Origin of the sequence: Streptomyces diastatochromogenes (genome assembly GCF_002242805.1) — a bacterium.
Taxonomy (GTDB): domain Bacteria; phylum Actinomycetota; class Actinomycetes; order Streptomycetales; family Streptomycetaceae; genus Streptomyces; species Streptomyces diastatochromogenes.
This window is the reverse complement of record NZ_MCGQ01000023.1, coordinates 47,973-73,599: the sequence shown is the minus strand read 5'-3', so window position 1 is coordinate 73,599 and position 25,627 is coordinate 47,973. Positions and strand designations below refer to the sequence as shown.

General features: G+C 72.0%; 21 protein-coding genes and 1 pseudogene. 10 read left to right on the top strand and 12 right to left on the bottom strand.

All coding sequences use genetic code 11. The annotated features are described in order from the left end of the window. The first annotated feature begins 22 nt into the window (after positions 1–22). From BEK98_RS26615 to BEK98_RS26605, 3 genes are all read left to right on the top strand, one after another. Positions 23–1,000 (top strand): SDR family NAD(P)-dependent oxidoreductase, encoded by a 978-nt coding sequence (locus tag BEK98_RS26615; protein ID WP_094219202.1) that lies wholly within the window; start codon positions 23–25, stop codon positions 998–1,000. After that, complete coding sequence (locus BEK98_RS26610; protein WP_094219201.1) at positions 997–2,220, top strand: low temperature requirement protein A; 1,224 nt, start codon at positions 997–999, stop codon at positions 2,218–2,220. The genes BEK98_RS26615 and BEK98_RS26610 overlap by 4 nt, the downstream gene beginning before the upstream one ends. 179 nt (positions 2,221–2,399) lie before the next feature. Then, entirely contained in the window at positions 2,400–3,152 is a 753-nt protein-coding gene (locus BEK98_RS26605) for an SDR family NAD(P)-dependent oxidoreductase (protein WP_094219200.1), read from the top strand. Between the two features lie 63 nt (positions 3,153–3,215). Here the strand turns inward: BEK98_RS26605 and BEK98_RS26600 are convergent, their stop codons facing one another. Next, a complete protein-coding gene (locus BEK98_RS26600; RefSeq protein ID WP_094219199.1) occupies positions 3,216–4,115 on the bottom strand; it encodes a LysR family transcriptional regulator in 900 nt (299 codons plus the stop codon). Between the two features lie 116 nt (positions 4,116–4,231). On the opposite strand from BEK98_RS26600, the gene BEK98_RS26595 reads away from it, so the two are divergent. Beyond that, positions 4,232–4,864 (top strand): TetR/AcrR family transcriptional regulator, encoded by a 633-nt coding sequence (locus BEK98_RS26595; protein ID WP_094219198.1) that lies wholly within the window; start codon positions 4,232–4,234, stop codon positions 4,862–4,864. Positions 4,865–4,890: 26 nt separating this feature from the next. Here BEK98_RS26595 and BEK98_RS26590 read toward each other — a convergent pair whose 3' ends face one another. From BEK98_RS26590 to BEK98_RS26555, 8 genes are all read right to left on the bottom strand, one after another. Then, positions 4,891–5,898, bottom strand: coding sequence for a zinc-binding dehydrogenase (locus BEK98_RS26590; RefSeq protein ID WP_094219197.1), 1,008 nt, complete (start codon positions 5,896–5,898; stop codon positions 4,891–4,893). Positions 5,899–5,944: 46 nt separating this feature from the next. Then, the gene (locus tag BEK98_RS26585) at positions 5,945–6,562 is read right to left on the bottom strand and encodes an NADPH-dependent F420 reductase (protein ID WP_094219196.1); all 618 of its coding nucleotides are present in this window, start codon (positions 6,560–6,562) and stop codon (positions 5,945–5,947) included. A 53-nt stretch (positions 6,563–6,615) separates the two neighbouring features. Further along, positions 6,616–7,590 carry a zinc-dependent alcohol dehydrogenase family protein gene (locus BEK98_RS26580; RefSeq protein ID WP_094219195.1) on the bottom strand — a complete coding sequence of 325 codons (975 nt, stop codon included), beginning with the start codon at positions 7,588–7,590 and terminating at the stop codon, positions 6,616–6,618. A 92-nt stretch (positions 7,591–7,682) separates the two neighbouring features. Further along, on the bottom strand, positions 7,683–8,552 hold the full coding sequence (locus tag BEK98_RS26575) for a carbohydrate ABC transporter permease (RefSeq protein WP_094219194.1): 870 nt from the start codon (positions 8,550–8,552) through the stop codon (positions 7,683–7,685). Then, the gene (locus tag BEK98_RS26570) at positions 8,549–9,508 is read right to left on the bottom strand and encodes a carbohydrate ABC transporter permease (RefSeq protein ID WP_094219193.1); all 960 of its coding nucleotides are present in this window, start codon (positions 9,506–9,508) and stop codon (positions 8,549–8,551) included. The genes BEK98_RS26575 and BEK98_RS26570 overlap by 4 nt, the downstream gene beginning before the upstream one ends. Further along, complete coding sequence (locus BEK98_RS26565) at positions 9,502–10,830, bottom strand: ABC transporter substrate-binding protein (RefSeq protein ID WP_208643234.1); 1,329 nt, start codon at positions 10,828–10,830, stop codon at positions 9,502–9,504. Before BEK98_RS26565 ends, BEK98_RS26570 begins: the two co-directional genes overlap by 7 nt. Further along, entirely contained in the window at positions 10,827–11,816 is a 990-nt protein-coding gene (locus tag BEK98_RS26560) for a GNAT family N-acetyltransferase (protein WP_208643233.1), read from the bottom strand. The genes BEK98_RS26565 and BEK98_RS26560 overlap by 4 nt, the downstream gene beginning before the upstream one ends. Before the next feature lie 117 nt (positions 11,817–11,933). Further along, a complete protein-coding gene (locus BEK98_RS26555; protein WP_094219192.1) occupies positions 11,934–13,130 on the bottom strand; it encodes an exo-beta-N-acetylmuramidase NamZ family protein in 1,197 nt (398 codons plus the stop codon). A 232-nt stretch (positions 13,131–13,362) separates the two neighbouring features. Here BEK98_RS26555 and BEK98_RS26550 point away from each other — a divergent pair, with 232 nt between their 5' ends. The 3 genes from BEK98_RS26550 (at position 13,363) to BEK98_RS26540 (ending at position 18,196) form a co-directional block, all read left to right on the top strand. Further along, positions 13,363–14,211: an oxygenase MpaB family protein gene (locus BEK98_RS26550; RefSeq protein ID WP_094219191.1), complete on the top strand. Its 849-nt coding sequence runs from the start codon at positions 13,363–13,365 to the stop codon at positions 14,209–14,211. Positions 14,212–14,330: 119 nt separating this feature from the next. Then, positions 14,331–16,538, top strand: a complete 2,208-nt coding sequence (locus BEK98_RS26545) for a serine/threonine-protein kinase (protein WP_094219190.1) — start codon at positions 14,331–14,333, stop codon at positions 16,536–16,538. Between the two features lie 95 nt (positions 16,539–16,633). After that, positions 16,634–18,196 (top strand): phytoene desaturase family protein, encoded by a 1,563-nt coding sequence (locus BEK98_RS26540; RefSeq protein WP_094219189.1) that lies wholly within the window; start codon positions 16,634–16,636, stop codon positions 18,194–18,196. A gap of 18 nt (positions 18,197–18,214) precedes the next feature. Here the strand turns inward: BEK98_RS26540 and BEK98_RS26535 are convergent, their stop codons facing one another. Both BEK98_RS26535 and BEK98_RS51145 read right to left on the bottom strand, forming a co-directional pair. Beyond that, positions 18,215–18,451 carry a CU044_2847 family protein gene (locus BEK98_RS26535; RefSeq protein ID WP_244201992.1) on the bottom strand — a complete coding sequence of 79 codons (237 nt, stop codon included), beginning with the start codon at positions 18,449–18,451 and terminating at the stop codon, positions 18,215–18,217. A gap of 98 nt (positions 18,452–18,549) precedes the next feature. Next, positions 18,550–20,315, bottom strand: a pseudogene (locus BEK98_RS51145) (serine hydrolase domain-containing protein). A 154-nt stretch (positions 20,316–20,469) separates the two neighbouring features. Between BEK98_RS51145 and BEK98_RS26525 the strand changes: the two are divergent. Genes BEK98_RS26525 through BEK98_RS26515 form a run of 3 tightly spaced genes read left to right on the top strand, consistent with a single transcriptional unit; the run spans position 20,470 to position 24,668 of the window. Beyond that, the gene (locus BEK98_RS26525; protein ID WP_094219187.1) at positions 20,470–21,582 is read left to right on the top strand and encodes an NAD(P)H-dependent flavin oxidoreductase; all 1,113 of its coding nucleotides are present in this window, start codon (positions 20,470–20,472) and stop codon (positions 21,580–21,582) included. Further along, positions 21,579–23,129, top strand: a complete 1,551-nt coding sequence (locus BEK98_RS26520) for an acyl-CoA synthetase (protein ID WP_094219186.1) — start codon at positions 21,579–21,581, stop codon at positions 23,127–23,129. Before BEK98_RS26525 ends, BEK98_RS26520 begins: the two co-directional genes overlap by 4 nt. A 42-nt stretch (positions 23,130–23,171) precedes the next feature. Further along, the gene (locus BEK98_RS26515; protein WP_094219185.1) at positions 23,172–24,668 is read left to right on the top strand and encodes an acyl-CoA synthetase; all 1,497 of its coding nucleotides are present in this window, start codon (positions 23,172–23,174) and stop codon (positions 24,666–24,668) included. On the opposite strand, the gene BEK98_RS26510 is transcribed toward BEK98_RS26515, so the two are convergent. After that, positions 24,665–25,615, bottom strand: a complete 951-nt coding sequence (locus BEK98_RS26510) for a hypothetical protein (RefSeq protein ID WP_244201991.1) — start codon at positions 25,613–25,615, stop codon at positions 24,665–24,667. The two genes, BEK98_RS26515 and BEK98_RS26510, sit on opposite strands and share 4 nt — an antisense overlap. Positions 25,616–25,627 lie beyond the last annotated feature (12 nt).

Below are 25,627 nucleotides of genomic sequence, written 5' to 3'. Positions count from 1 at the left end.
GTCAAGTCAGGAGACCCCTCTCATGTCCGTGCCTGAGACGCCCTCCCCGTTCGGGGCGAACACCACCGCCGCCGAGGTGATCGACGGCGTGGACCTGCACGGCCGCCGGGCCGTGGTGACCGGAGCCAGTTCCGGAATCGGAGTGGAGACGGCCCGGGCGCTGGCGGCGGCCGGCGCCGACGTCACCCTGGCCGTGCGGAACACCACCGCCGGCGCACGCATGGCAGCCGACATCGAGGCCGAACTGCCGCCAGGCTCAGGCAAGTTGACGGTGACACAGCTCGACCTCGCCGACCGGTCCACCGTCGCGGCGTTCGTGGCCGGCTGGACGGGCCCGTTGCACATCCTGGTCTGCAATGCGGGGGTCATGGCCCTTCCGGAACTCACCCGCACCCCCGACGGCCGGGAAATGCAGTTCGCCGTCAACCACCTCGGGCACTTCGCGCTCGCCGTCGGCCTGCGCCCGGCTCTCGCGGAGGCGAACGGCGCGCGCGTGGTCTCGGTGAGCTCCATCGGCCACCTCTTCTCCCCGGTCGTCTTCGACGACCTGGACTACCGCTTCCGCCCCTACGACCCCTGGACGTCCTACGGGCAGTCGAAAACCGCCAACATCCTGTTCGCCGTCGGCGCCGCCGAGCGATGGGCTGACGACGGCATCACCGCCAACGCCCTCATGCCGGGCAACGTCGGCGACACGTCCCTGGCCCGACACATGGACCCGGACCAACTGGCCGGCTTCATCGAGACGACCGGACTCGCCCTGCCACCCGCGAAGAACGTCGAGCAGGGTGCCGCGACCTCGGTGCTGCTGGCCGCCTCGCCGAGGGTGGAGGGCCTCACCGGCCGCTACTTCGAGGACTGCGCGCAGGCCGAGCCGGTCAGCCAACGGGCTGGTGCCATCGCCGGCGTCGCGCCGTACGCCCTGGACCCGGAGAACGCCGCCCGGCTGTGGGCCGTGTCCGAGGAACTCGTCCGCTGGACCCCGACGCTGCCGGCATGACCTCGCGACACGAGCAGTGGGCCCGGCTGCGTCGCCGGCTGTGGCAGCCCCCGCGCGCCCATGGAGAGCAGCCGCGCGAGCGGGTGGTCGGGCCGCTCGAGCTGTTCTACGACCTGGTGGTGGTCGTTCTGGTCGCCCAGGCCGCCCACCACCTGGCCGCACACCTGACCTGGCACGGGCTCGGCGAGTTCGCCGTGGTGTTCGCACTGGTGTGGATCGCCTGGTTCAACGGCAGCCTCCACCACGAGCTGCACGGGTACGAGGACGCCCGCGGCCGGAGCATGTTCCTGCTGCAGATCCTCGTGCTCGTCCCGCTGGGCGCGTTCATTCCGGAGGCGGGCGGTGCCCGCGGAGTCGCGTTCGCGGTGGACGCCGGGGTGTTGTTCGCGGTGCTGGCGGTGCTGTGGCGGCTCGCCGCGCGCGGTGACAGCCCCGAATTCCGCCGACCCAGCAGGATGTTCGTGACCGGTACGGCCGTCTGCGCGGTCGTCCTGGCCGCGAGCGCCGCCCTGCCCGCGGGTGCGCGCGTCCTGACGTGGGGCCTTCTGGCCGTCGCCTACCTGGCGGGGTTCGCGGTCATGATCGGCACGGCCACCCCGGTGCAGGCGGTCGCGCTCACCGTGACCGACGCGCTCACCGAACGCTTCGGGCTGTTCATCATCATCGTGCTCGGCGAAACCGTGACCGGCGTCGTGGACGGGCTGGCCCACGAACCGACCAACGCGCTCACCCTCGCCGTCGGACTCGTCGCCGTCGTGGTCGGCTTCGGCGCCTGGTGGACGTACTTCGACTTCGCCGGACACCGGCGGCCGAGGCCCACGCGCGCGAGCACCGTTCAGTGGATGCTCACCCACCTGCCCCTCACGGCCGCGGTGGCCGCCATGGGCGCCGCGATGGTCGGTCTCGTCGAGCACGCCCACGCCGGCCGGACCCCCGCCGCCACGGCCTGGGTGCTCTCCGGAGGCGCGGCCGTCGTGCTCTGCACGACGATGGTGCTCGCGGCCTCCCTGTACGTCTGGCGCCTGGAACGCGCCCTCTACCGGCCACTGGCCCGCACCTGCGTGGCCGTGGCCGCCGTGTGCGTGGGCGTCGGCGCCGTACGCCCGGCGCCCCTCGCCCTCGGCATCGCCCTAGTCCTCCTCCTCGGTGTCCCCTGGGGGCTCGCCGTGGCACACCGCCTCTCCCACGAAGAGGAGTCCGCCGCCGAAAACCGACGCTGAGATCGAAGCACCTGGGCCCCTTATAGGGGGCATCGGATTCGCCTATGGCCGATGCGGAATCCGTGGACGAGCCGGGCGCTTGGGAATTCCGTCACCTCACGGACGAGGAGACGGGACGACGGACGCGGCGCGCCCGCATTCCGTCGGCCCACACTTTCCCGATACCAAGGACGGTCCTCATGGGTTCTGTGGATCTGACCGGGCGTGTGGCCCTGCTGACCGGAGCGACCAGCGGAATCGGAGCCGCGACGGCGGCGCTGTTCGCCGAGCGGGGCGCCCATGTGCTGGTCACGGGCCGCGACGTGGATCGCGGCGGGTCGGTGGTCGCCGCCATCCGCTCGCGCGGCGGCAAGGCGGACTTTCTGGCAGCCGACCTGAGGGATGCGGAGTCGGCGCGGCGGCTGGCCCGAGAGGCCGGGGAGCTGGGCGGGGGCCGGGTGGACATCCTCGTCAACAACGCGGGCATCTTTCCCGGCGGCCCGACGGCGCAGACAACGCCCGGCGACGTGGACGCCGTCTACGACCTGAACGTGAAGGCGCCGTTCTACCTGGTGGCCGAACTCGCCCCGGCGATGGCCGAACGCGGGCACGGTGCGATCGTCAACGTGAGCACCATCGCCGCCGAGTACGGCATCGCCGGGTTGGCGCTGTACGGGTCGAGCAAGGCGGCGCTGAACCTGCTGACCAAGGCGTGGGCCGCCGAGTTCGGCCCGCGCGGGGTGCGCGTCAATGCCGTGGAGCCCGGTCCGACCCGTACCGAGGGAACGGCCGGCATGGGCGAGGACCTCGACGCCCTGGCCGCCCAGGCCCCCGCCGGACGACCCGCCGAGGCGCGGGAGATCGCCGAGGCGATCGCCTATCTGGCCAGTGACGCGGCCGGCTTCGTGCAGGGCGCGATCCTGCCCGTGGACGGCGGCCGTACAGCCGTCTGACGCACACCGCCTGCAGGAGGGGGCGCCGGGTCATCTCCCACCCGGCGCCCACGCGGTGCGGGCTCAACCGCCGGCCGACCGGTCGAGAGCGGCGATGAAACGGCCCAGGTCACGGCGGCGCGAGTCGGCCGGCCACACGGCCCAGGTACGCCGCACCAGCGGATGCCCGACCAGCGGCGACCAGGTCACACGGTCCGGCAGCGGCTGCTGCCAACCGGGCGGAGCCAGCGCGAACGCCCGCCCGGACGCCACCGCCGCCAGCTTCACGTCCGCGATCAGCGCCTGCCCCTGCGGAGCCTCCGGACCGAGATCGAGGCCGTGGCCGCGCAGGATCGCGGTCAGCTCGTCGTACCAGGCGGGGCTGCCGGAGCGCGGGAACCCGACCCACTGCAGGGCACCGAGCGCGTCGAGCGCGATACCGTCGGGACCGGTCAACTCGGCCGCCTGGTCCGCGGCCAGCAGTACACCCAGCCTCTCCCGTACGACGAGCAGCGCGTCGAACTCCGGCCCCGACGGACGCTCCCGCAGAAGACCGACGTCCAGCTCACCGGCCCGCAGCGCGTCCAGCTGTTCCGCCGTGGACAGGTGCCGGGCCTGCACCCGCGTGTCCGGGTGCGCCACGGCCAGCTCCGCCAACGCGGGATCGAGCAGCCCGGCGGGCAACTCCAGCGGGATGCCGATCCGCAGCGCCCCGCCACCGGGGCCCGCGTACCCGGCCATCACCCGCAGGGCCTGATCGTGCCGGGCGAGCACCGCGCGCGCCTCGCCCAGCAGCGCCGTCCCCGCCTCGGTGGCGTGCACCCCGGTGCTGCCGCGCACCAGCAGGCTCACCCCCAGCTGCCGCTCAAGGCCGCCGACCGTCTGGGACAGGGCCGGCTGACTCACGTGCAGCCGCCGCGCGGCCGCGGACAGCCCGCCCTCCTCCACCACCGCCACGAACGCCCGCAACTCCCGCAACTCCATGCCCTCATGCCACCACGCCGTCCGGAACGTGTCACGCCGCGACGCCGGTTCGAGTCCGCGCTCGGAGCGGTCGCCGAGGGCGATCTCCGCCGTTGTACGCGGCGTACAGTTGCCCCATGGCCCGGCCTCGACAGTTCGACGAAGAAGAGGCCGTGCGGGCTGCCCGCGACCAGTTCTGGGCCGTGGGGTACCACGGCACCTCCATCGACGACCTGAGCGCCGCGACCGGCCTGGGGCGAGGAAGCCTGTACGCGGCCTTCGGGGGCAAGCGCGCCCTGTTCCTGCGGGCTCTCGACAGCTACGACAGCGACGCACTGGGAGCCTGGCGCACAGCGCTGGGTGGTCCGGGCCCGGCCCTGCCCCTGCTGGAGCGGCATGTACGCGACGTCGCCGAAGACATCACCCGGGACGTGGAGCGGCGCGGCTGCATGATGGCCAGGAGCGCGGCGGAACTGTCGTCCGTCGACGAGGGCGTCGCCGAGCGAACCGCCGCCGTTGTCCGCGGGCTGCACAGCGCGCTGCGGGGCTGCATCGTACGAGCTCAAGCGGAAGGATCGCTGGCCGCCGACGCGGATGCGGACAGCTTGGCCGGCCTCCTGCTCGCCGTGCTGCGGGGGCTGGAGGCCCTGGGCAAGGCGGGAGCCGCTCCGGAGGTCGTCGGCGGCGCCGCGGAGCAGGCCTTGGCGCTCCTTCCGCGCGTTGCGACGGACGACCGCGCTGCGGGAGCCACGTCCTCGACCGGGGCCTGATCATCGGTGTTCCCGGCCGCCCGCTGCTACCAGGGGCGGACGAGGACGGTGCCGACCTTGCCGGGCCGCACCGCGTGCTCGACGGCGGCGCGCAGCTCGTCGAGGCCGTACGTGGCGGCCACGTCGAACTGGTCCTTGAGCGTCAGCGCGATCAGCTTCGCGGCGGCGACGTCGGATGCCCGCCGCTCGGCGGAGGCCTCGGACAGCCACCGGCCGATGTTCTTCCCTCGCAGCGTCAGCGACTTGTGCAGCAGCGTCGACGCGTGCACCGAGATCGGTTCCTCGGCGATCTGCCCGTAACCGACCAGCTTCCCGCCCGGCGCCAACAGGGCGAGAAGGCTCTCCGTCAGCTTCCCACCGATCGGGTCGAGGGCGACGCTCACGGGGCGGCCGTCGGCTGCCGCGCGGACCTCGTCGGTCCAGCCCGGACGCTCTGTCGCCACGACCGGCACGGCCGGGAATCGCCTGCGCAGCTCGGCCGCGCCGGATCCGCTGCGGACGACGTTGACCAGGGCCAGGTTGTGCGCCTGCGACACGCCCGTCAGCAGCCGCCCGACCGATGAGCCCGCGGCGGTCTGCACCAGTACACCGTCGTACCCGAGGGCCAGGTGCTCCTCCGCCTCACGGCGCAGCATCACGGTGGTGAGCGGGTTCACCAGCATCTGCGCGGCGACCTCGTCCGACAGCTCCTCCGGTACGGCCACGACCACGTCGGCGTCCGCCACGATCCACTGGGACCACGCCCCCGGCTGAGGGAAGACTGTTGCCCGGCCGCCGAGCGCGACACCGGGCGCGACGTGTGTTCCCGGGCCGATCGCCTCCACCACGCCGGTGGCCTCCACGCCGACCGGAAGCGGTGTCGCGGCTGTCCCCGGGTAGGCCTCCACAGCCTGGAGATCACCGGGGTGCACCGGGAAGGCCGTGGTGCGGATGAGGACCTGGCCGCGCTCGGGCGGTGCAGGCTCCGGGTCCTGAACGACGGTCAGGGCGTCGGCGGGCGGCCCGCCACGGGTGTGGACGACACGACGGTTCATGATTCTCCTCCGGCGCGCTGGGGTGTGGGGCTCGGCGGCCGGGGCGTCAGCCGACATCCTGCAGCAACAGGTGCTTCGCGCTGAGTGCGCCGTCCAGCTGCATCAGCCGCCCGCCCGCACGAAGACCGCCAAGGTCCAGGGCGGCGAATCCGAACTCGTCCAGCAAGCCGGCCACGGCTGCCTTGGCCTCCGCGTCGTCGCCCGCGTAGAAAGCCACGAGCCGTCCTTCGGCGCGCCGCGGGTCCGCGGCGATGGACGCGGCGAACAGGGTGTTCAGCGCCTTCACGACCCGGGCGCCGGGAAGGTGGCCGGCCACCCACTCGCTGCCCGTGAGGTCACCGACGTCGTACCGGCCCTGGTAGGGGTTGGCCGTCGCGAACTGATTCGTCGTGTCCACGACGATCTTCCCGGACCACGTGGTGAGGCCCGTCAGTCGCGGGACGACGGGAAACGGCACCGAGAGGAAGACGAGTTCCGGCTTCGCCGCCTCCTCGGCCGTCACGGCGCGTGCCTTCGGTCCCAGCCCGCGCACGACGGCTTCGAGCGTCTCGGGGCCACGGCTGTTGCCGATGAGTACCTCATGGCCATGACGGACGGCCTTGTCGGCGATCGCCCGGCCCACCTCTCCGGCGCCGATTACCCCAAGGGTGCGGTGTGTGCTCATGGTGATCTTCCCTGATCGTGTGCAGCCGATTTGTACCGGACGGTAAATAACGCCTACGTTCGGTGAGGGTTGAAGTCCAGGAGGACCTTGCCGTTCTTCCGCAGGTACGCGAGGGCCTCGGCGAAGTCGTCGGCCTTGTAGACGGGGGCCGAGGGCAACGTGAGCCTTCCCTCCGCGACCAGCCGTGCCGACTCCGCACCCAGGGCCGCATGGCGGGGCAGGTACGCGTCCTGGTACATCCAGAACTCCGTCGTGGTGATGTTCTTCGCCTTCAGCACGTTCTGGTCGGGAGTGAAGGGCTCACCGCTCATGTACCCGTAGATCACGAGGAGGGCGCCTTCGGTCAGCACGTCCAGAAGCAGCGAGGTGGCGTGTCCGCTGACGCCGTCCAGCCCCAGCGGCACCGGATCGTCGCCGATGACCGCGCGCACGCGCGTGGCCAGGGTGGGGGACCCGACCAGCACGAGGTCGGCGCCGAGTTCCTCGAGCTCTCCGACGGCCTCCTCGCGGCGGACGATGTTGATCGTGCGAAGCCCGCGCTCTCGGGCGAAGGCGATGACGGACCGGCCGACCCCACTGTTCGCGGCGTTCTGCACCACCCATGAGCCGGCCGGAAGGTCACGCGACTCCACCAGCAGCCCGCCGGTGGTGGGATTGATGCGGAGCATCGCCGCCTGATCGAGGCCGATCGACCGGTCCACGACGGTCAGTTTCGCGGCCTCCGCCAGCACCTGTTCGGCCCAGGCGAAGGTGCCGAAGGGGAGCAGGACCGTGTCGCCGGGACGGACCTGGGTGACGTCCGGTCCGACGGCCAGCACCGTGCCGGCTCCCTCGTTGCCGATGACGCTGGGCAGCTCGGGGCGGACCGGATAGATGCCCTGCGCCAGGAGCAGGTCGTGGTGGTCGAGCGGGGCGTACTCGACCTGGATCAGTGCCTGCCCGGCGGCAGGAGCCGGAGGCTCGGGAACGTCCACGACCTTCAGGCTCTGCTCCGGCTCCCCGAATCGCGTGAGGTGAATGGCGAGCATCGGACTCGGCTCCTTGCGATGAGCTGGACTGCCTTTCCGCCCGTTTTGTACCAATCAGTACATAACTGAACCAGGCGTACCGCAACCCACGGCTACTTGAGCCCGCTGAGCATGACCCCCCGGATGTAGTGCTTCTGCAGCAGCAGGAAGAGGATCAGGACCGGCAGGATGCTCAGGACGAGGCCGGCCATGACGATGGGCATCGTCCGGGTCGGGTCGACGTAGTCCTGCAGGAGCTGGATGCCGACGGGCAGGGTCATCACGTCCGGGTCGGCGGTCGAGACGAGCAGCGCCCAGATGTACTCGTTCCAGGCGTCGACGAAGGTCAGCAGCCCGAGCGTCACCAGGACCGGCTTGGTCTGCGGGACGACGATCCGCCACCACACGGCGAACTCGCCCGCCCCGTCGATGCGCGCGGCCTCCAGGACCTCGTCCGGGATCGCGACCATGAACTGGCGCATCAGGAAGATCCCGAAGCCGTTGACGAGGAACGGCATGGCGAGCGCCACGATGCTGACGGTCAGGCCCGCGCCGCCGCGCCCGAACAGGTCGTTGCCGCCCGCCAGCGGCCAGTGCACCAGGATCAGGAAGTGCGGGATGAAGAAGAGGAACGGCGGGAACATCATCGTCGACAGCACGAGGCGGAAGATGAAGTCCCGGCCGGGGAAGCGGAGTTTGGCGAGCGCGTAGCCGGCGAGGGACGACGTGAGCAGCACCGATCCGGTGATCACGGCGGTGGCGATGACGCTGTTGCGGAACAGGACCGGGAGATCGAGCTGGTGGATCGCCGCCCGGTAGTTGGCCAGGTCGAACGCCTCGGGCAGGAACCGGTACGGCAGCGTGCCCGCCTCGCCGGGCCCCTTGAAGGACGTCATCACCATGTCGAGGAACGGCACCACCGTGAGCACGGCGCCGGTGGCGACCAGCAGATACGAGAACCACGGGAAACGGCGGCGGATCACGCGTCCTCCCCCTTGCGCCGGAAGAACCACAACTGCGCCAGGGTGACCACGAGGACCACCATGAACAGCACGAAGGCGGCGGCGCTCGCGGTGCCCCAGTCGCCGTACGAGAAGGCCTGCCGGTACATCTCCAGCGCGGCCACATTGGTCGCGTCACCCGGCCCGCCCTTGGTCATCACGCTGATCAGCGCGAACGACTGCAGGCCGGTGAGGAACTGGGTGACGCACACGAACAGCAGGGACGGCCGCAGCAGCGGCAGGGTGATCCTGAAGAAGACGGTGACCGGCCCGGCGCCGTCGAGCGCGGCGGCCTCGTAGTACGACTCGGGAACGGACTTCAGCCCGGCGGTGAGGACGAGGATCGCCGAGCCCACCGAGGCCCAGGCCTGTACGACCACGACCGAGGGCAGCGCGGTGTCCGGGTCCGCCAGGAACGCCACCGAGCCGAGACCGAGGGCGTTGAGGACGCCGTTGACCAGGCCGCCCGGCTCGTACATGTACTTCCACACGTTGCCGACGGCGACGACGGTCGTGACGATCGGCAGGAAGTACAGGGTGCGCCACAGCCCCTGGAACCGCAGCTTGTCGATGCAGGTGGCGACGAGCACGGAGCCGGCGAGCGCGAGGGCCACGGTGCCCAGGGCGAACAGCAGCGTGTTGGTGAGGATCGGCGCCAGGAACGTCGATCCGTCCGCGAAGAGGCCGGTGAAGTTGTCCAGGCCGACCGGATCGATGTCGCCGAGGGCGAACCCGGACCAGCGGGACATCGACAGCAGCAGTGCGAAGCCGAGCGGCAGGACCAGGAAGACCGCGAAGAACAGCAGCGTCGGAGCCAGGAAGAGGTAGGCGACGGCCACCTGGCGGCGCCGGTGCCGATCGCGGCCGCGGATGCCGACGGCGGGGTCGTCGTGCGCCGCCCGCTCGGTCGTCTCCGGTGCCAGGGTGGCGTTCACCATGAGTGCGACACCTCCTGGTCGACCTGACGGCGGGTGGTGCGCAGGGCCTCGTCGACCGACTGCTGACCGGTCCACAGCGCCTCGATGTTCTTGCGCAGCAGCGATTTGGCCTGCTGCGCGCCCGGCACGTTCGGTTCCGGTACCGCGTACGCCAGCGCGTCCAGGAACGGGCGCAGGTTCGGATCGCCGCCACGGCCCAGGAGCGTCCGCATGTCGTCGGCGCGGCCGGTCAGGGAGCCGACCGACACCTGCAAGGCGCTCATCCGGGTCGCTGTCGCACCCTTCACGCCCACCCTGTCGGTGTTGAGCCAGCGCAGGAACTCCCAGGCCTCGCGCGGGTGCCGGCACGCTGCGTTGACGCCCAGCATGAAGCCGGTGGAGAGCGTGGCGCGCTTGCCGTGCGCCTCGGGGACGGGCACGGGCGCGACGCCGACATCGCGGTAGGCCTTGCCCATCAGCGTCTTCAGGCTCGTGGTCCACCACCCGGCGCTGACCACCATGGCCACCTGCCCGGACGGGAACGCCTGGTAGACGTTGACGCCGGGGGCGCTCGCACCCTTGGCGACGAGGTGGTGCTCCAGATCGAACACGGCCCGGCCGGCCGGCGAGTCGATGGCGGTGGTCCTGCCGTCCGTGGAGACGAAGGTTCCGCCGGCGGCGTTGAGCAGGGCGAGGGTCTGGCCGACGGTGGTGGAGTCGTCGTACGTCGAAAGACCGAACCCCTGGACCAGCGTGTTGCCGTACTGGTCCCGCCTGGTGGTGCGGTAGGCCGTCTCCTCCAGCTCCCGCCAGGTGCGCGGAGGGCCGTCGACGCCGGCCTCGCGCAGCAGCCGCTTGTTGTAGTAGAGGGCGTACGTCTGTACCTCGGTGGGGTAGCCGTAGACCTTGCCCCCGACCGACGCGGAGCCGACCGCGGCCTTGCCGTAGCCGCGCGTGATCTCCTCGGCGTGCTCGGGCGGAGCGGGCCGCAGGACGCCGGCCCGGACGAGCTGGCCGTTCCACAGGCAGTACGGGTGGACGATGTCGGCGCCCTGGCCCGCGGCCTGTCGGACCATCAACGTGGTCAGCAGGTCCGTGAACTCGACCGCTTTCGTCCGCACCTTTACCAGGTCGTGCGTGGCGTTCCATTCATTGACCGGGCCCTGCAGGGCCTCCTTGAGCTCCCCGCTCGCGTAGTGGGAGAGCAGGGTGAGGACGATCGGATCCCCGGGCCGCCCGATGCCCTGGTGCGGCGCGGCGCATCCGGAGGCGAGCAGCGCCGAGGGGAGCGCGAGCGCGAAGTGACGGCGGCTCAGGCCGGCGGTGCGGCGGGCCGGTGTCATCGGGCGGCCTCACGGCGCATCACACGGAACACCCGGGTCGTGGCGAAACCGTTCTTGCGGTACAGATGGCCCGCCGGGGACTGCTCGCCGGTCCACAGGAACCACGCGGAGTGCGCACGGCGTGCCCGCATCCGCTCCAGGACCAGGTGGAGCAGGACCTTGCCGAGTCCGGTGCCGCGCATCTCCTCCAGCACGCCGAACGGCCCGAACCGCTCGTCCACCGCGTCGAAGGTGCCGTGCATCGCCCAGCCGACCAGACGGCCCGACGGGTCCCGGGCGACGACGATCCGGTCGAGCGGCGTCCCCGCGGCCAGACACTGCCGGATCGTGCACGCCCAGTCCGGGCCGAAGTGGCTCCCGGCGAGCGCGAACAGGTCCACCAGGTCGTCGTCGTACGGGGTGGCGAACCGGTAGCCCTGCGCCGTCAGTTCGTCCAGGCGGCGCGCGACCTCCTCCGGCATGCGATAGCCGACCAGGCCCCGGTCCATCGCCGCCGCCTCGTACAGCGTGCGAAAGCCCAGGGACTCGAGGAGCCCGGCCGCTTCGGGGTACGCCTCGGCGTCCAGGCCGGGGAGGACGTAGTTCGGGGTGTACGAGGAGAAGTCCACCCGGGTGCGGCCGTGGCCGTGCAGCCAGTCGAGGGCGTCGGTCAGCAGCCGGCGGCCGAGGCCGCGCCCGCGGGCGGCCGGGTCGACGAAGAAGAACGGGATCCAGCCCTGCTCCGGCTCCAGATCGGTGCCGGTCATCGGCGTCAGACGGCGCACCGCGTAGGCGGCGCCGACGACACGGTCGCCGTCGACGGCGACCCTGAGCCCCTCCGGATCGAAGTTGGCGTCGAGCAGCACCAGGGAGCGGAAGCGGTCCGGGCTGATGGCGTCGGTCGGCGCACTCCGGCGCCACGTCTCCAGCAACCGCGGGCCGTCGCCCGCGCGAAATCCACGCATCCCGGCCCTCTCGGCCTGGGATTTCATCGTGCGATCGGTCATCGACGGGGTTGTCCTTCCATACGCGGGCCGCGGACGGTGTCGTACGTCGCCCGTGGCGCGGAGCTGCCCGACGGTCTCGGCCCGGTCGGGCAGGAGGTCTCAGGGGTCTCAGGGGTCTCAGGGGTAGAGCAGCACGTCGTCACCGGCCCACCGGGCGGGCGGTGCCGGTGGGTCGCAGAGCGGCAGCGGGTCGTCGCCCGCGTCGACGGCCCGCCGCAGGCGGTCGGACCCCCACAGCAGGTCGATGAAGTGACGGTGGCCGGTCCCCTCCGCCCCGCCGTCCGTGGTGCGCCAGGCGAAGTCGTCCGGGTACAGCCGCCGTAGCGTGGCGAGCATCGCGACGGCGGTCCGTACCGGAGCGAACGCCTCGCGGTCGGTGAGGTGGAGCTGGACCCCGCGCAGCGGTCGTCCGGCATGTTTGTGGAAGGTCGGTACGTACCGCAGATCACGGAAGTGCACTCCGGGCAGGGCGAGTTCGGCGAGCGCGGGCGCGAACCGCGCGTCGATGTAGGGGGCCCCGACGATCTCGAAGGGCTGTGTGGTCCCACGGCCCTCGGAGAGGTTCGTCCCCTCGAACAGGCAGGTGCCGGGGTAGACGGTGGCCGTGGTCGGCGTCGGGACGTTCGGCGAGGGCGCGACCCACGGCAGGCCGGTGGCCTCCGCGTCCATGGCGCGCCGCCAGCCGACCGCTTCGATCACCGTCAAGTCGGCTTTGCTGCCCGCCACTTGGGGAACGACCGAGGCGTTGAGATGCCGGGCGAGTTCGCCGCAGGTGAGGCCGTGCCGGACGGGTATCGGGGCGCGCCCGACGAAGCTGGCCCACGCCGGGTCGAGCAGCGGGCCCTCGCTGACCAGTCCACCGAGGGGGTTCGGCCGGTCGGCGACCACGAACCGTACGCCCGTACGGGCCGCCGAGACCATCAGGTCGAACATGGTCCACACATAGGTGTAGAACCTGGCCCCGATGTCCTGCAGGTCGTAGACCAGGGCGTCGACGCCGCTGTCGAGCAGCAGCTCGTCGAGGCGCTCGCCGCCGCACCGGTAAGTGTCGTGGACCGGCAGGCCGGTGGCGGGGTCCGCCTGAGCCCCCTCGCTCTCTCCGGCCTGGGCGGTCCCGTGCAGCCCGTGCTCGGGACCGAACAGGGCGACCAGCCGCGCGCCTGCGTCGAGCAGTGCGGAAGGGGCCGGGCGCAGGTCGGGGAGGACGCCGGTGTGGTTGGTCACCAGCCCGAGCCGGCCGGGCCCGGCAAGTCCGGGCGACGCGTGCAGCCGTGCGATCCCGGTCGTCACCGCGACGCGGCCGTCCGTGCTCATCCTTTGCCCCCGTCTGCCGGTGACATCTCGAAGCGGTGGACGGAAATTTACTTGTATGTCCTGGAAATTTGCTGGATTTACCAGCAGTCGCGATGCGCTCGGTGTTTCCGCCGCGTCGAACGTCTGCCGAAGCCGCACCGGACGCCGATCGGCGATGGGCCGAGAGCCTGTGACCGGCGGTATCGCTCGCCCCGCGGCCGTGGCATCGTGGTCGCAGGGCGGAGGTGACCCCATGACCGATGCCGACCCGGGGCTGTTCGGCCCCTCCTCGGTGACCTGGCAGATGCACGGCGACCCGATGATGTGGGTCGCGGGCGTCCGCGCGCTGTACCTCCAGGCGCTGCACCCGCGCGCCGTGCGCGGAGTCATGCAGAACTCCGACTTCCGGCGGGACGCCTGGGGCCGGCTGATGCGCACCGCCAACTTCGTCGGCACCACGACCTACGGCACCGGCGAGGCGGCCGAGCGGGCCGGTGCCCGGGTACGGAAGATCCACAGCATGCTCCGGGCGAGCGATCCGGACACCGGGGAGCGGTACGGCGTGGACGAACCCGAACTGCTGCTGTGGGTGCACTGTGCGGAGATCGACTCGTACGTGCACGTTCTGCGCCGCTCCGGTTACCCGCTCACCGACGCCCAGGCCGACCGGTACATCGCCGAACACCGCGTCAGCGCCCGCCTGGTGGGCCTCGACCCGGACGCCGTACCGGCCGACCGGGCCGAGATGGCCGCGTACTTCGAGAAGGTGCGGCCGGAACTGGCCGCGGGACCCGAGGCACGCGAGGTGGACGACTTCCTCCTCCGCCCGCCGACGCATCCCCTCCTCGTCCCGGCGCGCGAGGTGCTGTGGCGGCGCGTGGCGCACCTGGCTTACGCCTCCCTGCCCCCGTACGCCCACGAGTTGTACGGCAGACCGGCTCCCCGACCCGCCGTCATCACCCGCCGGCTGCGGCTCACGGGCGCCCTGCTGCGGTGCGTTCCCGCACGTCTGCGCTGGCAGCTGCCGCCCAAACACATCCTGCGGGCCATGGCGAGGCTCGGCCCGCAGGCCCGACCGGCACCGTACAAACTGGGGCGATAGGCCGCCATACTGGACGAGCAGGGGGTGTGTCATGGTTCGGGCCGCGTTCCACGCGGTCGCGGCGCCGTGGCGATGTCCCCCAGGGGGCGGGCGGACAGCGACGGGGGCGACGGCGCGCAATGGGGGAGAACAGGCTGATCCAGGGCCGTTACCGGCTGCTCGACCTGATCGGGCGGGGCGGGATGGGCGAAGTGTGGCGGGCCCGCGACGAGTCCCTGGGGCGGCAGGTCGCGGTGAAGTGTCTGAAGCCGCTCGGCCCGCAGCACGACCCGCCGCTCACCCGCGTCCTGCGGGAGCGGTTCCGCCGGGAGGCCAGAGTGGCCGCCGCGCTCTCGCACCGCGGCGTGACCGTCGTCCACGACTTCGGCGAGTACGACGGCGTCCTCTACCTCGTCATGGAGCTGCTGGAGGGACGCGACCTGAGCCGGCTCCTGGAGGACAACAAGGGGCATCCGCTGCCCGTGGACGACGTGATCGACATCGCGGAACAGGTCGCCGCCGCCCTCGCCTACACCCACCGGCAGGGCATCGTGCACCGCGACCTGAAGCCCGCCAACATCGTGCGCCTGACCGACGGCACCGTGAAGATCTGCGACTTCGGCATAGCCCGCCTCGGCCATGACATCGGCTTCACCGCCCGGCTCACCGGCACCGGCATCGCGATGGGCACCCCGCACTACATGTCCCCGGAACAGATCGGCGGCACCGAGGTCGACCAGCGCAGCGACCTGTACTCACTGGGCTGCGTCCTGTACGAGATCGCCACCGGGGCACCGCCGTTCGACCTGGACGACGCCTGGGCGATCCTCATCGGCCACCGCGACACCCCGCCCCGCCCGCCCCGCGTCCACCGCCCCGAACTGCCCGCCCCCTTCGAGCGGATCGTCCTCGACCTGCTGGCCAAGCAGCCCGGGGAACGGCCCCACGACGCCCGCGAGTTGGGGCGCCGCCTGGCCGCCGGGCGTACGACACCCTCGTACGTGCCGACGGCCGTGACGGCACGGCCCCGCGCCGGCGAGACGGCCCCGCCCGAGACACGTCTGCCGTCGTGGACCCGGGGCATGACCACCGGCCACAAGGCGGTCGGGGCCGGGCTGCGCAGCGTCCCGCCGGACCCCGGCGCGGCCCTGAGCGGCGCCTGGACCGCCGGGGCCCGGGCAGCCCTCCTCGCCCGGCCGGCGCCGGACGCCGTCGCCGACCTCACCGCACGCCACCACGAAGGCCTCGGCCTGGCCCGGCGCGGCCGCTGGGCCGAGGCACGCGACGTGCACCTGGCCGTCGCCGCCGAACGGGCGGCACTCCTCGGCCCCGACCACCCCGACGCCCTTTCCAGCCGCTACGAGGCCGCCTTCACCCTCAGCCGCACCGGCCGGGCCGCCGACGCGCTGCGCGCCTACACCGACGTCGCCGCGGCCCGGGCGCGCGTCCTCGGCCCCGAGCACCCCGACACGCTCGCCGCCCGCCAGGAAACGGCCTACGTACTGGGCCAGTTGGGCCGCCACTTCGAGGCCCACCAGGGCTACACCTCGGTGCTGGCCGCCCGGATGAGCGTCATGAGCCCCGACCATCCCGACACCCTGCGCTGCCGCCACAACCTCGCCTTCAACCTCAGCCGGCTCGGCCGTCTCGAGGACTCGTACCGCATGGCCCTCGACGTGGCCGCCGCCCGCGCCCGGGTGCTCGGGCCCGAGCACCCCGACACCCTGGTCACCCGGTATGAAGTCGCCTACGCACTCGGCCAGTTGGGCCGCTGGGAGGAGGCGCTGCACACCTACCGCGAGGTCGCCGAGGCCCGCTCCCGCACCCTCGGCCCCGACCACCCGGACACCCTCGCCGCCCGCTACGAGGCCGGCATCAGCCTCGGCCGGCTCGGCCGCAGCGCGGACGCCCTGCGCCTCTACCGCGACCTGATCGAGGACCGCACCCGCGTCCAGGGCGCCACCCACCCCGAGACCCTGCGCGCCCGCCACGGCCTGGGCGTCAACCTCGGCCGCCTCGACCGCTGGGAGGAGGCCCTCGCCGAGGCCCGCGACGTGTGCGCGCTGCGCGAACGCGTCCTCGGCGCCGACCACCCCGACACCCTGGTCAGCCGCCGCGAGGTCGCCGTCGCCCTGGGCTGGCTCGGCCGCTGGACCGACGCGCTCACCGAGTACCGGCGGGTTGCCGCGGCCCGCGAGCACGTCCTCGGCCCCGATCACCCCGACACCCTCGCCAGCCGCAACGACGAGGCCCACTGCCTGGAACAGCTCGGCCGCGGCGCCGAGGCCGTGGAGTTGTACCGGCGGGTCGCCGTACTGAGCCGGCAGCGAGCGTCCGGCGGACACTGACGTCCAGCGGACACCGACCCCCGGCACCGACCCCAGGCACCGACCCGTCCGGCATGCCTCTGGCCGCCGTAGATCATCACGTGTTACGAAGAACCATGCCTGCCAACGAGGGAACCCGGACCTACGACACCGTCATCGTCGGCGGCGGCCACAACGGCCTGGTCGCCGCCGCCTACCTGGCCCGGGCCGGCCGCTCCGTGCTGCTGCTGGAACGGCTCGGCCACACCGGCGGCGCCGCCGTCTCCACCCGCCCGTTCGCCGGGGTGGACGCCCGCCTGTCCCGTTACTCCTACCTGGTCAGCCTGCTGCCGGAGAAGATCGTGCGCGACCTCGGCCTCGACTTCCACGTCCGAGGGCGCACCATCTCCTCGTACACCCCCGTGGACCGCGGCGGCCGGCCCACCGGACTCCTCGTCGGCGGCGGGGAACAGCGCACCCGGGAGGCCTTCGCCCGGCTGACCGGCGGCGAGCGCGAGTACGACGCCTGGCAGCGCTTCTACGGCATGACCGCCCAGGTCGCCCAGCGCGTCTTCCCGACTCTCACCGAGCCCCTGCCCACCCGCGACGAACTCCGGCGCCGCATCGACGACGACACCGCCTGGCGCGCCCTGTTCGAGGAGCCGATCGGTGTCGCCGTCGAGGAGAACTTCAGCGACGACCTGGTCCGGGGCGTCGTCCTCACCGACGCGCTGATCGGCACCTTCGCCGACGCCCACGACACCTCCCTGGCCCAGAACCGCTGCTTCCTCTACCACGTCATCGGCGGCGGCACCGGCGCCTGGGACGTGCCCGTCGGCGGCATGGGCGCCCTCACCGACGCCCTGGCCACCGCCGCGCGGGAGGCCGGCGCGGTCCTCGTGACCGGACACGAGGCGGTCCGCATCGACACCGACGGACACACCGCCGAGGTCACCTACCGCACGGCCGAAGGCGAGGGCGTCGCCGCCGCCCGGCACGTGCTGGTCAACGCCTCCCCGCAGGAACTGGCCGCCCTGACCGGGGACCCAGCGCCCGAGCCCGCCGAGGGAGCCCAGCTCAAGGTCAACATGCTGCTCACGCGGCTCCCCAGGCTCCGCGACTCCTCAGTGGACCCCCGCGAGGCCTTCGCCGGCACCTTCCACATCGCCGAGGGCTACGAGCAACTGGCCACCGCCCACGCCCAGGCCGCCGCCGGTGAACTCCCCGCCACTCCGCCCTCGGAGATCTACTGCCACTCCCTGACCGACCCCACCATCCTCGGCCCCGACCTCGCCGAGCGCGGCTACCAGACCCTGACCCTCTTCGGCCTGCACACCCCCGCCCGGCTCTTCGCCGGGGACAACGACGCCGTACGCGAGGAACTGCTGAAGTCCACCCTCGCCCAGCTCGACGCCCACCTCGCCGAACCCCTCACCGACTGCCTGGCCACGGACGCCGACGGCCGCCCCTGCATCGAGGCGAAGACCCCGCTGGACCTCGAACGCGACCTGCGCCTGCCCGGCGGCAACATCTTCCACCGCGCCCTGTCCTGGCCGTACGCCCAGGAGGACACCGGCCGCTGGGGCGTGGAGACCCGGCACCCCAACGTCCTGCTGTGCGGCGCGGGCGCGGTACGCGGGGGAGGGGTGAGCGGGGTGCCGGGGCACAACGCGGCGATGGCGGTGCTGGAGCGGGGCTGACACGTCGAGTGCCAGCGGTCAGGGGGCCGTGGCGTCGCCGCTCAGCGGAGCGGCGGCTGCGGCCGCCCCGTCCGGCGACCCGGGGCGGTGCCAGGTGAGCGTGACCTTGAAATTGGCCTGACCGGTCGCGCGGGAGATGACCACGTCGGCTTCCGCGGACAAGGAGAGCCCGCCGGCCAGCATCTCGTTCAGGACCGGGACGCCCGCGCCACGACCCTGGCCGGGCCGGGCGACCTGTACCAGTCCCTCGGCCATCTCCTCGATCTCCACCTTGACCGTGTCCAGCGCGTCCGCCTTTCACGACATACGTCACGTGAGCCACGTACCCTACGCGTTCCTCCCTGTGGTCGCCTCTAGTCGGCCGAGGCCGCCCACCCCACCGCCTGGATGCGTGCCGCGTCGGCCGGCCGCGCCTCGTCGAAGACGACCTCGCCGTCGGCCTCGACACGCGACGCGTCCACGTAGGCGCCGCGGCCGACGTACAGCCGGTCCGTGCCGTACCGCCAGCGCACGGTGAGCTGCCGGGCGGCCGGCAGCTCGGCGGTCAGCCGGTGCCAGACGCGGCCGGACCAGCCGGTCACCGAGCCCGCCGGGTGCTCCTGCGGTTCCTCGCCGTGGCGCGTGGTGGTGAACGGCACCGGCTGCCAGGTGGTGCCCCCGTCCGTGGTGGCCTCCAGGACGAGGACGTCCGAGGTGGGCTCGGTGTCCCACCACAGGGCGCAGCGCAGCCGTGCGTCACCGGGCGAGGTGTCGATCGCGGGCAGGGTGAGCGTCGCCGTCGTGGCGCTCGCCGTGCCGGAGAACCAGGCGGTACGGCCGCGCGCCGGGCGGACCGGTACCGCACGGGCCAGATGGGTGCCCGCGGCGACCCGGGGCGCGGACCCCGACCGCCAAGTGCGAACCGGATGAACGGAGTTGCCCAGCACCACGAGGAAGGAGTCGGTCGTCGGATCCAGCACGAGCGAGGTACCGGTGAAGCCGGTGTGGCCCGCGGTGTGCGGGGTGGCCGTCGCGCCCATGTACCAGTGCTGGTACAGCTCGAAGCCGAGACCGTGGTCGTGGCCGGGGAAGGCGGTGTTGAGGTTCGTGAACATCAGGTCCACCGACTCCGGCTCCAGGATGCGCGTACGGCCGTAGGCGCCGCGGTTGAGCAGCGTGCGGCCGAGTACGGCGAGGTCCCAGGCGCAGGAGAACACCCCGCGTGGCCCGCGACCCCGCCGAGGCTGTACGCGTTCTCGTCGTGCACCTCGCCCCACACCAGCCCGCGGTTCAGCCCCGACCAGGGCGGGCGGGCGACCTCGGTGGCGGCGATCCTGGGCTTCCAGGACGCGGGCGGGTTGTAGCGGGTGCGGGCGAGGCCCAGCGGGGCGGTGATCTCCTTGTGCAGCAGGACGTCGAGGGTGCGGCCGGTGACCTTCTCCAGGACGAGCTGGAGGGAGATCAGGTTGAGGTCCGAGTAGAGGTAGGCCGTGCCGGGCGGGTTGAGCGGTGCCTCGTTCCAGATGAGGCGGAGCTTCTCCTCGTACGTCGGCGCGTTGTAGAGGGGGATCCAGGCGCGGAAACCCGAGGTGTGGGTAAGAAGTTGACGGATCGTGATGTCCTGCTTGCCGGCCTGACCGAAGTCCGGGAGGTACGAGGCGACGGTCGCCTCCAGGTCCAGGGCCCCGCGCTCCAGCTGCTGTACGGCCAGCAGTGAGGTGAAGAGCTTGGAGACCGAGGCGAGGTCGAACACGGTGTCCTCGGACATCGGGATCTGCTGGTCGGCCGGGAACTCGATCCCGGTGTCGGTCCTGTCGTCGTATCCCGCATAGCGCACCGCCATGCCGATCGGCTGGTGCAGCGCCACGGTTGCCCCGCGTCCGGCGAGCAGGACGGCGCCCGCGTACCAGGGGTGTTGGGGGGAGGGGCCGAGAAACGTCTCCGCGTCGGTGACGAGTCGGCGCAGATGCGGGGCCAGGAGTCCGGCCTGTTCCGGGGAGCCGTACCGCAGGGTGCGGTGGCCGGAGGCGGGCGTGGCCTCGGCCGGGCCCGCCGGGAAGGGGGCGAGGGCGAGGGCGCCGGCGAAGGTCAGGGCGCCCAGTTGACGGCGGGTGAGTCTGGTGGCCACCTCATCGGTCATCGTGAAACTGTCCTGTCGGGCGCGAGGCGTGTCAATGAGGCGTGCGCGTCCCCCGGGGTGAACAAGAGTGCGGCGGGGCAAAATCTGCCTCGCTATCTGACGGAGCATCAGAAAAGCTCTTCCGTCGTCCGGGCTACTGCGGCATCCTGCGCCCATGCAGACGGAGCTGAGCAGGAAACTCGGAGTCGAGCACGCCGTCTTCGGCTTCACGCCGTTCCCCGCCGTCGCCGCGGCCATCAGTCGGGCCGGCGGTTTCGGCGTGCTCGGCGCGGTCCGCTACACCGCCCCCGGCGACCTCAAACGGGACCTCGACTGGATCGAGGCGCATGTCGAGGGCAGGCCCTACGGGCTGGACGTGGTGATGCCCGCGAAGAAGGTGGAGGGCGTCAGTGAGGCGGACGTCGAGGCGATGATCCCCGAGGGGCACCGGCAGTTCGTGCGGGACACCCTCGCCAAGCACGGGGTGCCGGAGCTGGCCGAGGGCGAGGCGTCCGGGTGGCGCATCACCGGGTGGATGGAGCAGGTCGCCCGCACCCAGCTCGACGTCGCCTTCGACTACCCGATCAGACTGCTCGCCAACGCCCTCGGCTCCCCACCCGCCGACGTCGTCGCCCGCGCCCACGACCGCAGCGTCCTGGTCGCCGCACTCGCGGGCAGCGCCCGGCACGCCCGCAAGCACCAGGAGGCCGGCATCGACATCGTCGTGGCCCAGGGCTACGAGGCCGGCGGCCACACCGGAGAGATCGCCTCCATGGTGCTGACCCCCGAGGTGGTCGAGGCGGTCGATCCGCTGCCCGTGCTGGCCGCAGGGGGCATCGGCAGCGGACAGCAGGTGGCGGCCGCCCTTACCCTCGGCGCCCAGGGTGTGTGGCTGGGCTCCATATGGCTGACCACCACAGAAGCGGACCTCCACTCGACCGCCCTGACCCGCAAGCTTCTCGCCGCCGGATCCGGCGACACCGTCCGCTCCCGCGCCCTGACCGGGAAGCCCGCCCGTCAGCTGCGCACCGAGTGGACCGACGCCTGGGACGACCAGGCCGGGCCCGGCACCCTGCCCATGCCCCTGCAGGGCCTGCTGGTCGCCGAGGCGGTCTCCCGGATCCAGAAGTACGAGGTCGAGCCGCTGCTCGGCACCCCGGTCGGTCAGATCGTCGGCCGGATGACCAGCGAGCGCAGCGTCCAGGCCGTCTTCGACGACCTCACCCGCGGCTTCGAGCAGGCCGTCGACCGCATCAACCGCATCGCCGGAAGGAGCGGCCAGTCGTGAGCACACCCCCCGCCGGTTTCTGGGCCCAGGCGGCCCAGGACCCCGACCGCACGGTCCTGATCGCCCCCGACGGCGAGCAGTGGACCGCCGGACGCCTGCACGCCGCGGCCAACCGGCTCGTCCACGGCCTGCGTGCCGCAGGGCTTCGGCGCGGCGACGCCTTCGCCGTCGTCCTGCCCAACGGTGTCGAGTTCTTCACCGCCCACCTGGCCGCGACCCAGGCCGGGTTCTACCTGGTCCCGGTCAACCACCACCTGGTCGGCCCCGAGATCGCCTGGATCGTCGCCGACTCCGGGGCCAAGGTGCTCATCGCCCACCAGCGCTTCGCCGCACCGGCCCGCCACGCCGCCGACGAGGCCGGCCTGCCGGCCACCCACCGCTACGCGGTCGGCGAGGTCGAGGGCTTCCGGCCCTACGCCGAACTCCTCGCCGGACAGCCCGAGTCGGCGCCCGCCGACCGCACGCTCGGCTGGGTCATGAACTACACCTCCGGTACGACCGGACGCCCCCGAGGCATCCGTCGCCCGCTGCCCGGCAAGCCCCCCGAGGAGGCCTACCTCGGCGGCTTCCTCGGCATCTTCGGCATCAGGCCCTTCGACGACAACGTCCACCTCGTCTGCTCGCCGCTCTACCACACGGCCGTCCTGCAGTTCGCGGGCGCGTCCCTGCACATCGGCCACCGCCTGGTGCTGATGGACAAGTGGACCCCGGAGGAGATGCTTCGCCTCATCGACACCCACCGGTGCACCCACACCCATATGGTCCCCACCCAGTTCCACCGCCTCCTGGCGCTCCCGGACGAGGTGAAGGACCGGTACGACGTCTCGTCCATGCGGCACGCCATCCACGGCGCCGCCCCCTGCCCGGACCATGTGAAGCGAGCCATGATCGACTGGTGGGGCACCTGTGTGGAGGAGTACTACGCGGCCAGCGAGGGCGGCGGAGCCTTCGCCACCGCCGAGGACTGGCTGAAGAAGCCCGGCACGGTCGGCAGGGCCTGGCCCATCAGCGAACTCGCCGTCTTCGACGACGACGGCAACCGGCTCCCACCCGGCCAACTGGGCACCGTCTACATGAAGATGAGCACCGGCGGGTTCTCGTACCACAAGGACGAGGACAAGACCCGCAAGAACCGCATCGGCGACTACTTCACCGTCGGCGACCTCGGCTACCTGGACGAGGACGGCTACCTCTTCCTCCGCGACCGCAAGATCGACATGATCATCTCCGGCGGGGTCAACATCTATCCGGCCGAGATCGAGTCCGCGCTGCTCGCCCATCCGGCCGTCGCCGACGCCGCCGCCTTCGGCATCCCGCACGACGACTGGGGCGAGGAGGTCAAGGCCGTCGTGGAACCCGCCCCCGGCCATGAGCCGGGCCCGGCCCTCGCCGCAGCGCTCCTCGACCACTGCGCGGAGCGGCTCGCCGGCTACAAGCGGCCCAAGAGCGTCGACTTCATCGCCGAGATGCCCCGCGACCCCAACGGCAAGCTCTACAAGCGGCGGCTCAGGGACCCGTACTGGGAAGGCCGCACGCGGTTGGTGTGAGGTTCTTGACCTGCACGTGCGCCGGGCCGAGGATCGGCTGTCATGACGCAGGGACACGGCAGCACGGTCGACGGGGTGCTGCGACGCAGTGCCCGACGCACCCCGGCGCGGGTGGCGTTGGAGTACGGCGAACGCAGCTGGACATACGAGGAACTCGACGCCGCCGTCTCCCGTGCGGCGGGCCTCCTCCGCGCCGAGGGGCTCGCCCCCGGCGACCGGGTGGGCGCCTACGGCCACAACTCCGACGCCTACCTGATCGCCTTCCTCGCCTGCGCCCGCGCGGGCCTGGTCCATGTGCCGGTCAACCAGAACCTGACCGGTGCCGACCTGGAGTACATCGTCGGCCAGTCGGGCAGCACACTGGTGCTCGCCGACCCGGGCCTCGCCGGTCAACTGCCGGAGAACGTACGGGTGTTGCCCCTGCGGAACGCGGACGACTCCTTCCTCGCCCGGCTGGCCGAGGCACCCCCGTACGACGGGCCCGAACCACGCACCGAAGACCTGGTGCAGTTGCTCTACACCTCCGGCACCACCGCGCTGCCCAAGGGCGCGATGATGACCCACCGGGCGCTGGTCCACGAGTACCTGAGCGCGATCACCGCCCTCGACCTGAGCGCCGGCGACCGGCCCGTGCACGCGCTGCCGCTCTACCACTCGGCGCAGATGCACGTGTTCCTGCTGCCGTACCTGGCGGTCGGCGCGACCAGCATCATCCTGGACGCACCCGACGGTGACCGCCTCTTCGACCTGATCGAGGCGGGCCGCGTGGACAGCCTGTTCGCACCTCCCACGGTGTGGATCGGCCTCGCCAACCGGCCCGACTTCGCCACCCGCGACCTCGGCGGCCTGCGCAAGGCCTACTACGGCGCGTCGATCATGCCCGTACCGGTGCTCCAGCGGCTGCGCGAACACCTGCCCGGGCTGGCCTTCTTCAACTGCTTCGGACAGAGCGAGATCGGCCCCCTGGCCACGGTGCTGGGGCCCGACGAGCACGAGGGCCGACTGGACTCCTGCGGCCGGACCGTCCTGTTCGTGGACGCGCGTGTCGTGGACGACAAGGGCGAGGACGTGCCCGACGGCACGCCCGGCGAAATCGTCTACCGCTCGCCGCAGTTGTGCGAGGGCTACTGGGACAAGCCCGAGGAGACCGCCGAGGCCTTCCGGGACGGCTGGTTCCACTCCGGCGACCTCGCGGTACGCGACCCGGACGGCTACTTCACCATCGTCGACCGGGTGAAGGACGTCATCAACTCCGGTGGCGTGCTGGTGGCTTCACGCCAGGTCGAGGACGCCCTCTACACCCACGAGTCCGTCGCCGAGGCCGCCGTGATCGGCCTGCCCGACGAGCGGTGGATCGAAGCCGTCACGGCGATCGTCGTCCCGCGCGCCGAGGTGACGGAGGAGCAACTCATCACCCACGTACGGGAGAAGCTCGCCCCCTTCAAGGCGCCCAAGCGGGTGCTGTTCGTGGACGAACTGCCGCGCAACGCCAGCGGGAAGATCCTCAAGCGGGAGTTGCGGGACCGGTTCAGCGGCTAGGGGCCGTCGGGCACAAGGTTGTTGGCGCTGAGCAGGTTGCCGCCGACCGGAACGCCGATCGACTTCCGCAGTTCTCCGATGCCCGGATCGCGGACGGACACGGTCAGGGTGTAGGCCGGCTGCCCGGTCATGGTGTTCGAGGAGTCGATCGGCGGCTGGAGCCCCTTCCACACCGCGTTGGCGTCGTAGCCGGGGCACAGGGCCCGCGCCGGCAGCGTGATCTCGCCGCCGCCACCGCCGGTCAGGTCGATGTGAGTCTTGTCCTCGCGGCCGGTCTTCCTGGGGGAGTCCCAGGTGACAGGGAGGCCGTGTGCGCCGGCGACCAGTCCGTCCGGGCCCTCGATCTCCACGGCGACTCCCTCCCCGCCCAGAGTCCGGGACACCTTCAGGGATCCCTTCGGGCCTTGAGCGAAGAGCAGCCCGATGTGGAAGGTGCCGCCGTCGCGGCCGGACTGTGAATAGCCGTAGGAGCCGAGGTCGAGCTGCGGGCCGGGGCGTGGGGTGGCCTGGGGTGCGGGTGAGGAGGCGGCTGCGGGGAGCGGGAAGTGGTGGTAGCCCTTGGTTCCGCACCGGTCGCCGTCGGAGGTCCCGCCTCCCGGCAGTGCGACGGCCTTGGCCGGCCCCGACGCAGGCGGCTTGTCCCACGACAACAGGCCCTGCTGGTAGGCGCCTACGAGCACGATGGCCGCCACGGCCGTCCACGGGATCACCGCACCCGCCCTGTCGCGGAACGCACGCCCCTTCGAGCTCCGGCCCTTCCGCTCTGCCTTGAGTACGTTCCGGAACCGCCGGTCCACCATCCTGGCCCGCGCCGACGGCTCCTTCGGCGCGGCGGCGCCATCGCCCTCGGCGGCGTCCCGCAGGAACGCCGCCCACTGCTCGTCGGATATGGAGGACTGCTCCTCCGATCCCCCGTCGGATCCTTCGGGGGGCTGGATGTTGCTCACGGGGCGAACCCT

Bases quoted from the DNA above. Each gene is read 5' to 3' on its own strand.
- BEK98_RS26560 (WP_208643233.1), bottom strand. From the start codon at position 11,816: ATGACCGATCGCACGATGAAATCCCAGGCCGAGAGGGCCGGGATGCGT.
- BEK98_RS26565 (WP_208643234.1), bottom strand. From the start codon at position 10,830: ATGACACCGGCCCGCCGCACCGCCGGCCTGAGCCGCCGTCACTTCGCG.
- BEK98_RS26535 (WP_244201992.1), bottom strand. From the start codon at position 18,451: ATGGCCGAGGGACTGGTACAGGTCGCCCGGCCCGGCCAGGGTCGTGGC.
- BEK98_RS26570 (WP_094219193.1), bottom strand. From the start codon at position 9,508: ATGGTGAACGCCACCCTGGCACCGGAGACGACCGAGCGGGCGGCGCAC.
- BEK98_RS26590 (WP_094219197.1), bottom strand. From the start codon at position 5,898: ATGAACCGTCGTGTCGTCCACACCCGTGGCGGGCCGCCCGCCGACGCC.
- BEK98_RS26515 (WP_094219185.1), top strand. From the start codon at position 23,172: ATGACGCAGGGACACGGCAGCACGGTCGACGGGGTGCTGCGACGCAGT.
- BEK98_RS26600 (WP_094219199.1), bottom strand. From the start codon at position 4,115: ATGGAGTTGCGGGAGTTGCGGGCGTTCGTGGCGGTGGTGGAGGAGGGC.
- BEK98_RS26580 (WP_094219195.1), bottom strand. From the start codon at position 7,590: ATGCTCGCCATTCACCTCACGCGATTCGGGGAGCCGGAGCAGAGCCTG.
- BEK98_RS26545 (WP_094219190.1), top strand. From the start codon at position 14,331: ATGGGGGAGAACAGGCTGATCCAGGGCCGTTACCGGCTGCTCGACCTG.
- BEK98_RS26540 (WP_094219189.1), top strand. From the start codon at position 16,634: ATGCCTGCCAACGAGGGAACCCGGACCTACGACACCGTCATCGTCGGC.
- BEK98_RS26615 (WP_094219202.1), top strand. From the start codon at position 23: ATGTCCGTGCCTGAGACGCCCTCCCCGTTCGGGGCGAACACCACCGCC.
- BEK98_RS26525 (WP_094219187.1), top strand. From the start codon at position 20,470: ATGCAGACGGAGCTGAGCAGGAAACTCGGAGTCGAGCACGCCGTCTTC.
- BEK98_RS26605 (WP_094219200.1), top strand. From the start codon at position 2,400: ATGGGTTCTGTGGATCTGACCGGGCGTGTGGCCCTGCTGACCGGAGCG.
- BEK98_RS26555 (WP_094219192.1), bottom strand. From the start codon at position 13,130: ATGAGCACGGACGGCCGCGTCGCGGTGACGACCGGGATCGCACGGCTG.
- BEK98_RS26610 (WP_094219201.1), top strand. From the start codon at position 997: ATGACCTCGCGACACGAGCAGTGGGCCCGGCTGCGTCGCCGGCTGTGG.
- BEK98_RS26595 (WP_094219198.1), top strand. From the start codon at position 4,232: ATGGCCCGGCCTCGACAGTTCGACGAAGAAGAGGCCGTGCGGGCTGCC.
- BEK98_RS26550 (WP_094219191.1), top strand. From the start codon at position 13,363: ATGACCGATGCCGACCCGGGGCTGTTCGGCCCCTCCTCGGTGACCTGG.
- BEK98_RS26585 (WP_094219196.1), bottom strand. From the start codon at position 6,562: ATGAGCACACACCGCACCCTTGGGGTAATCGGCGCCGGAGAGGTGGGC.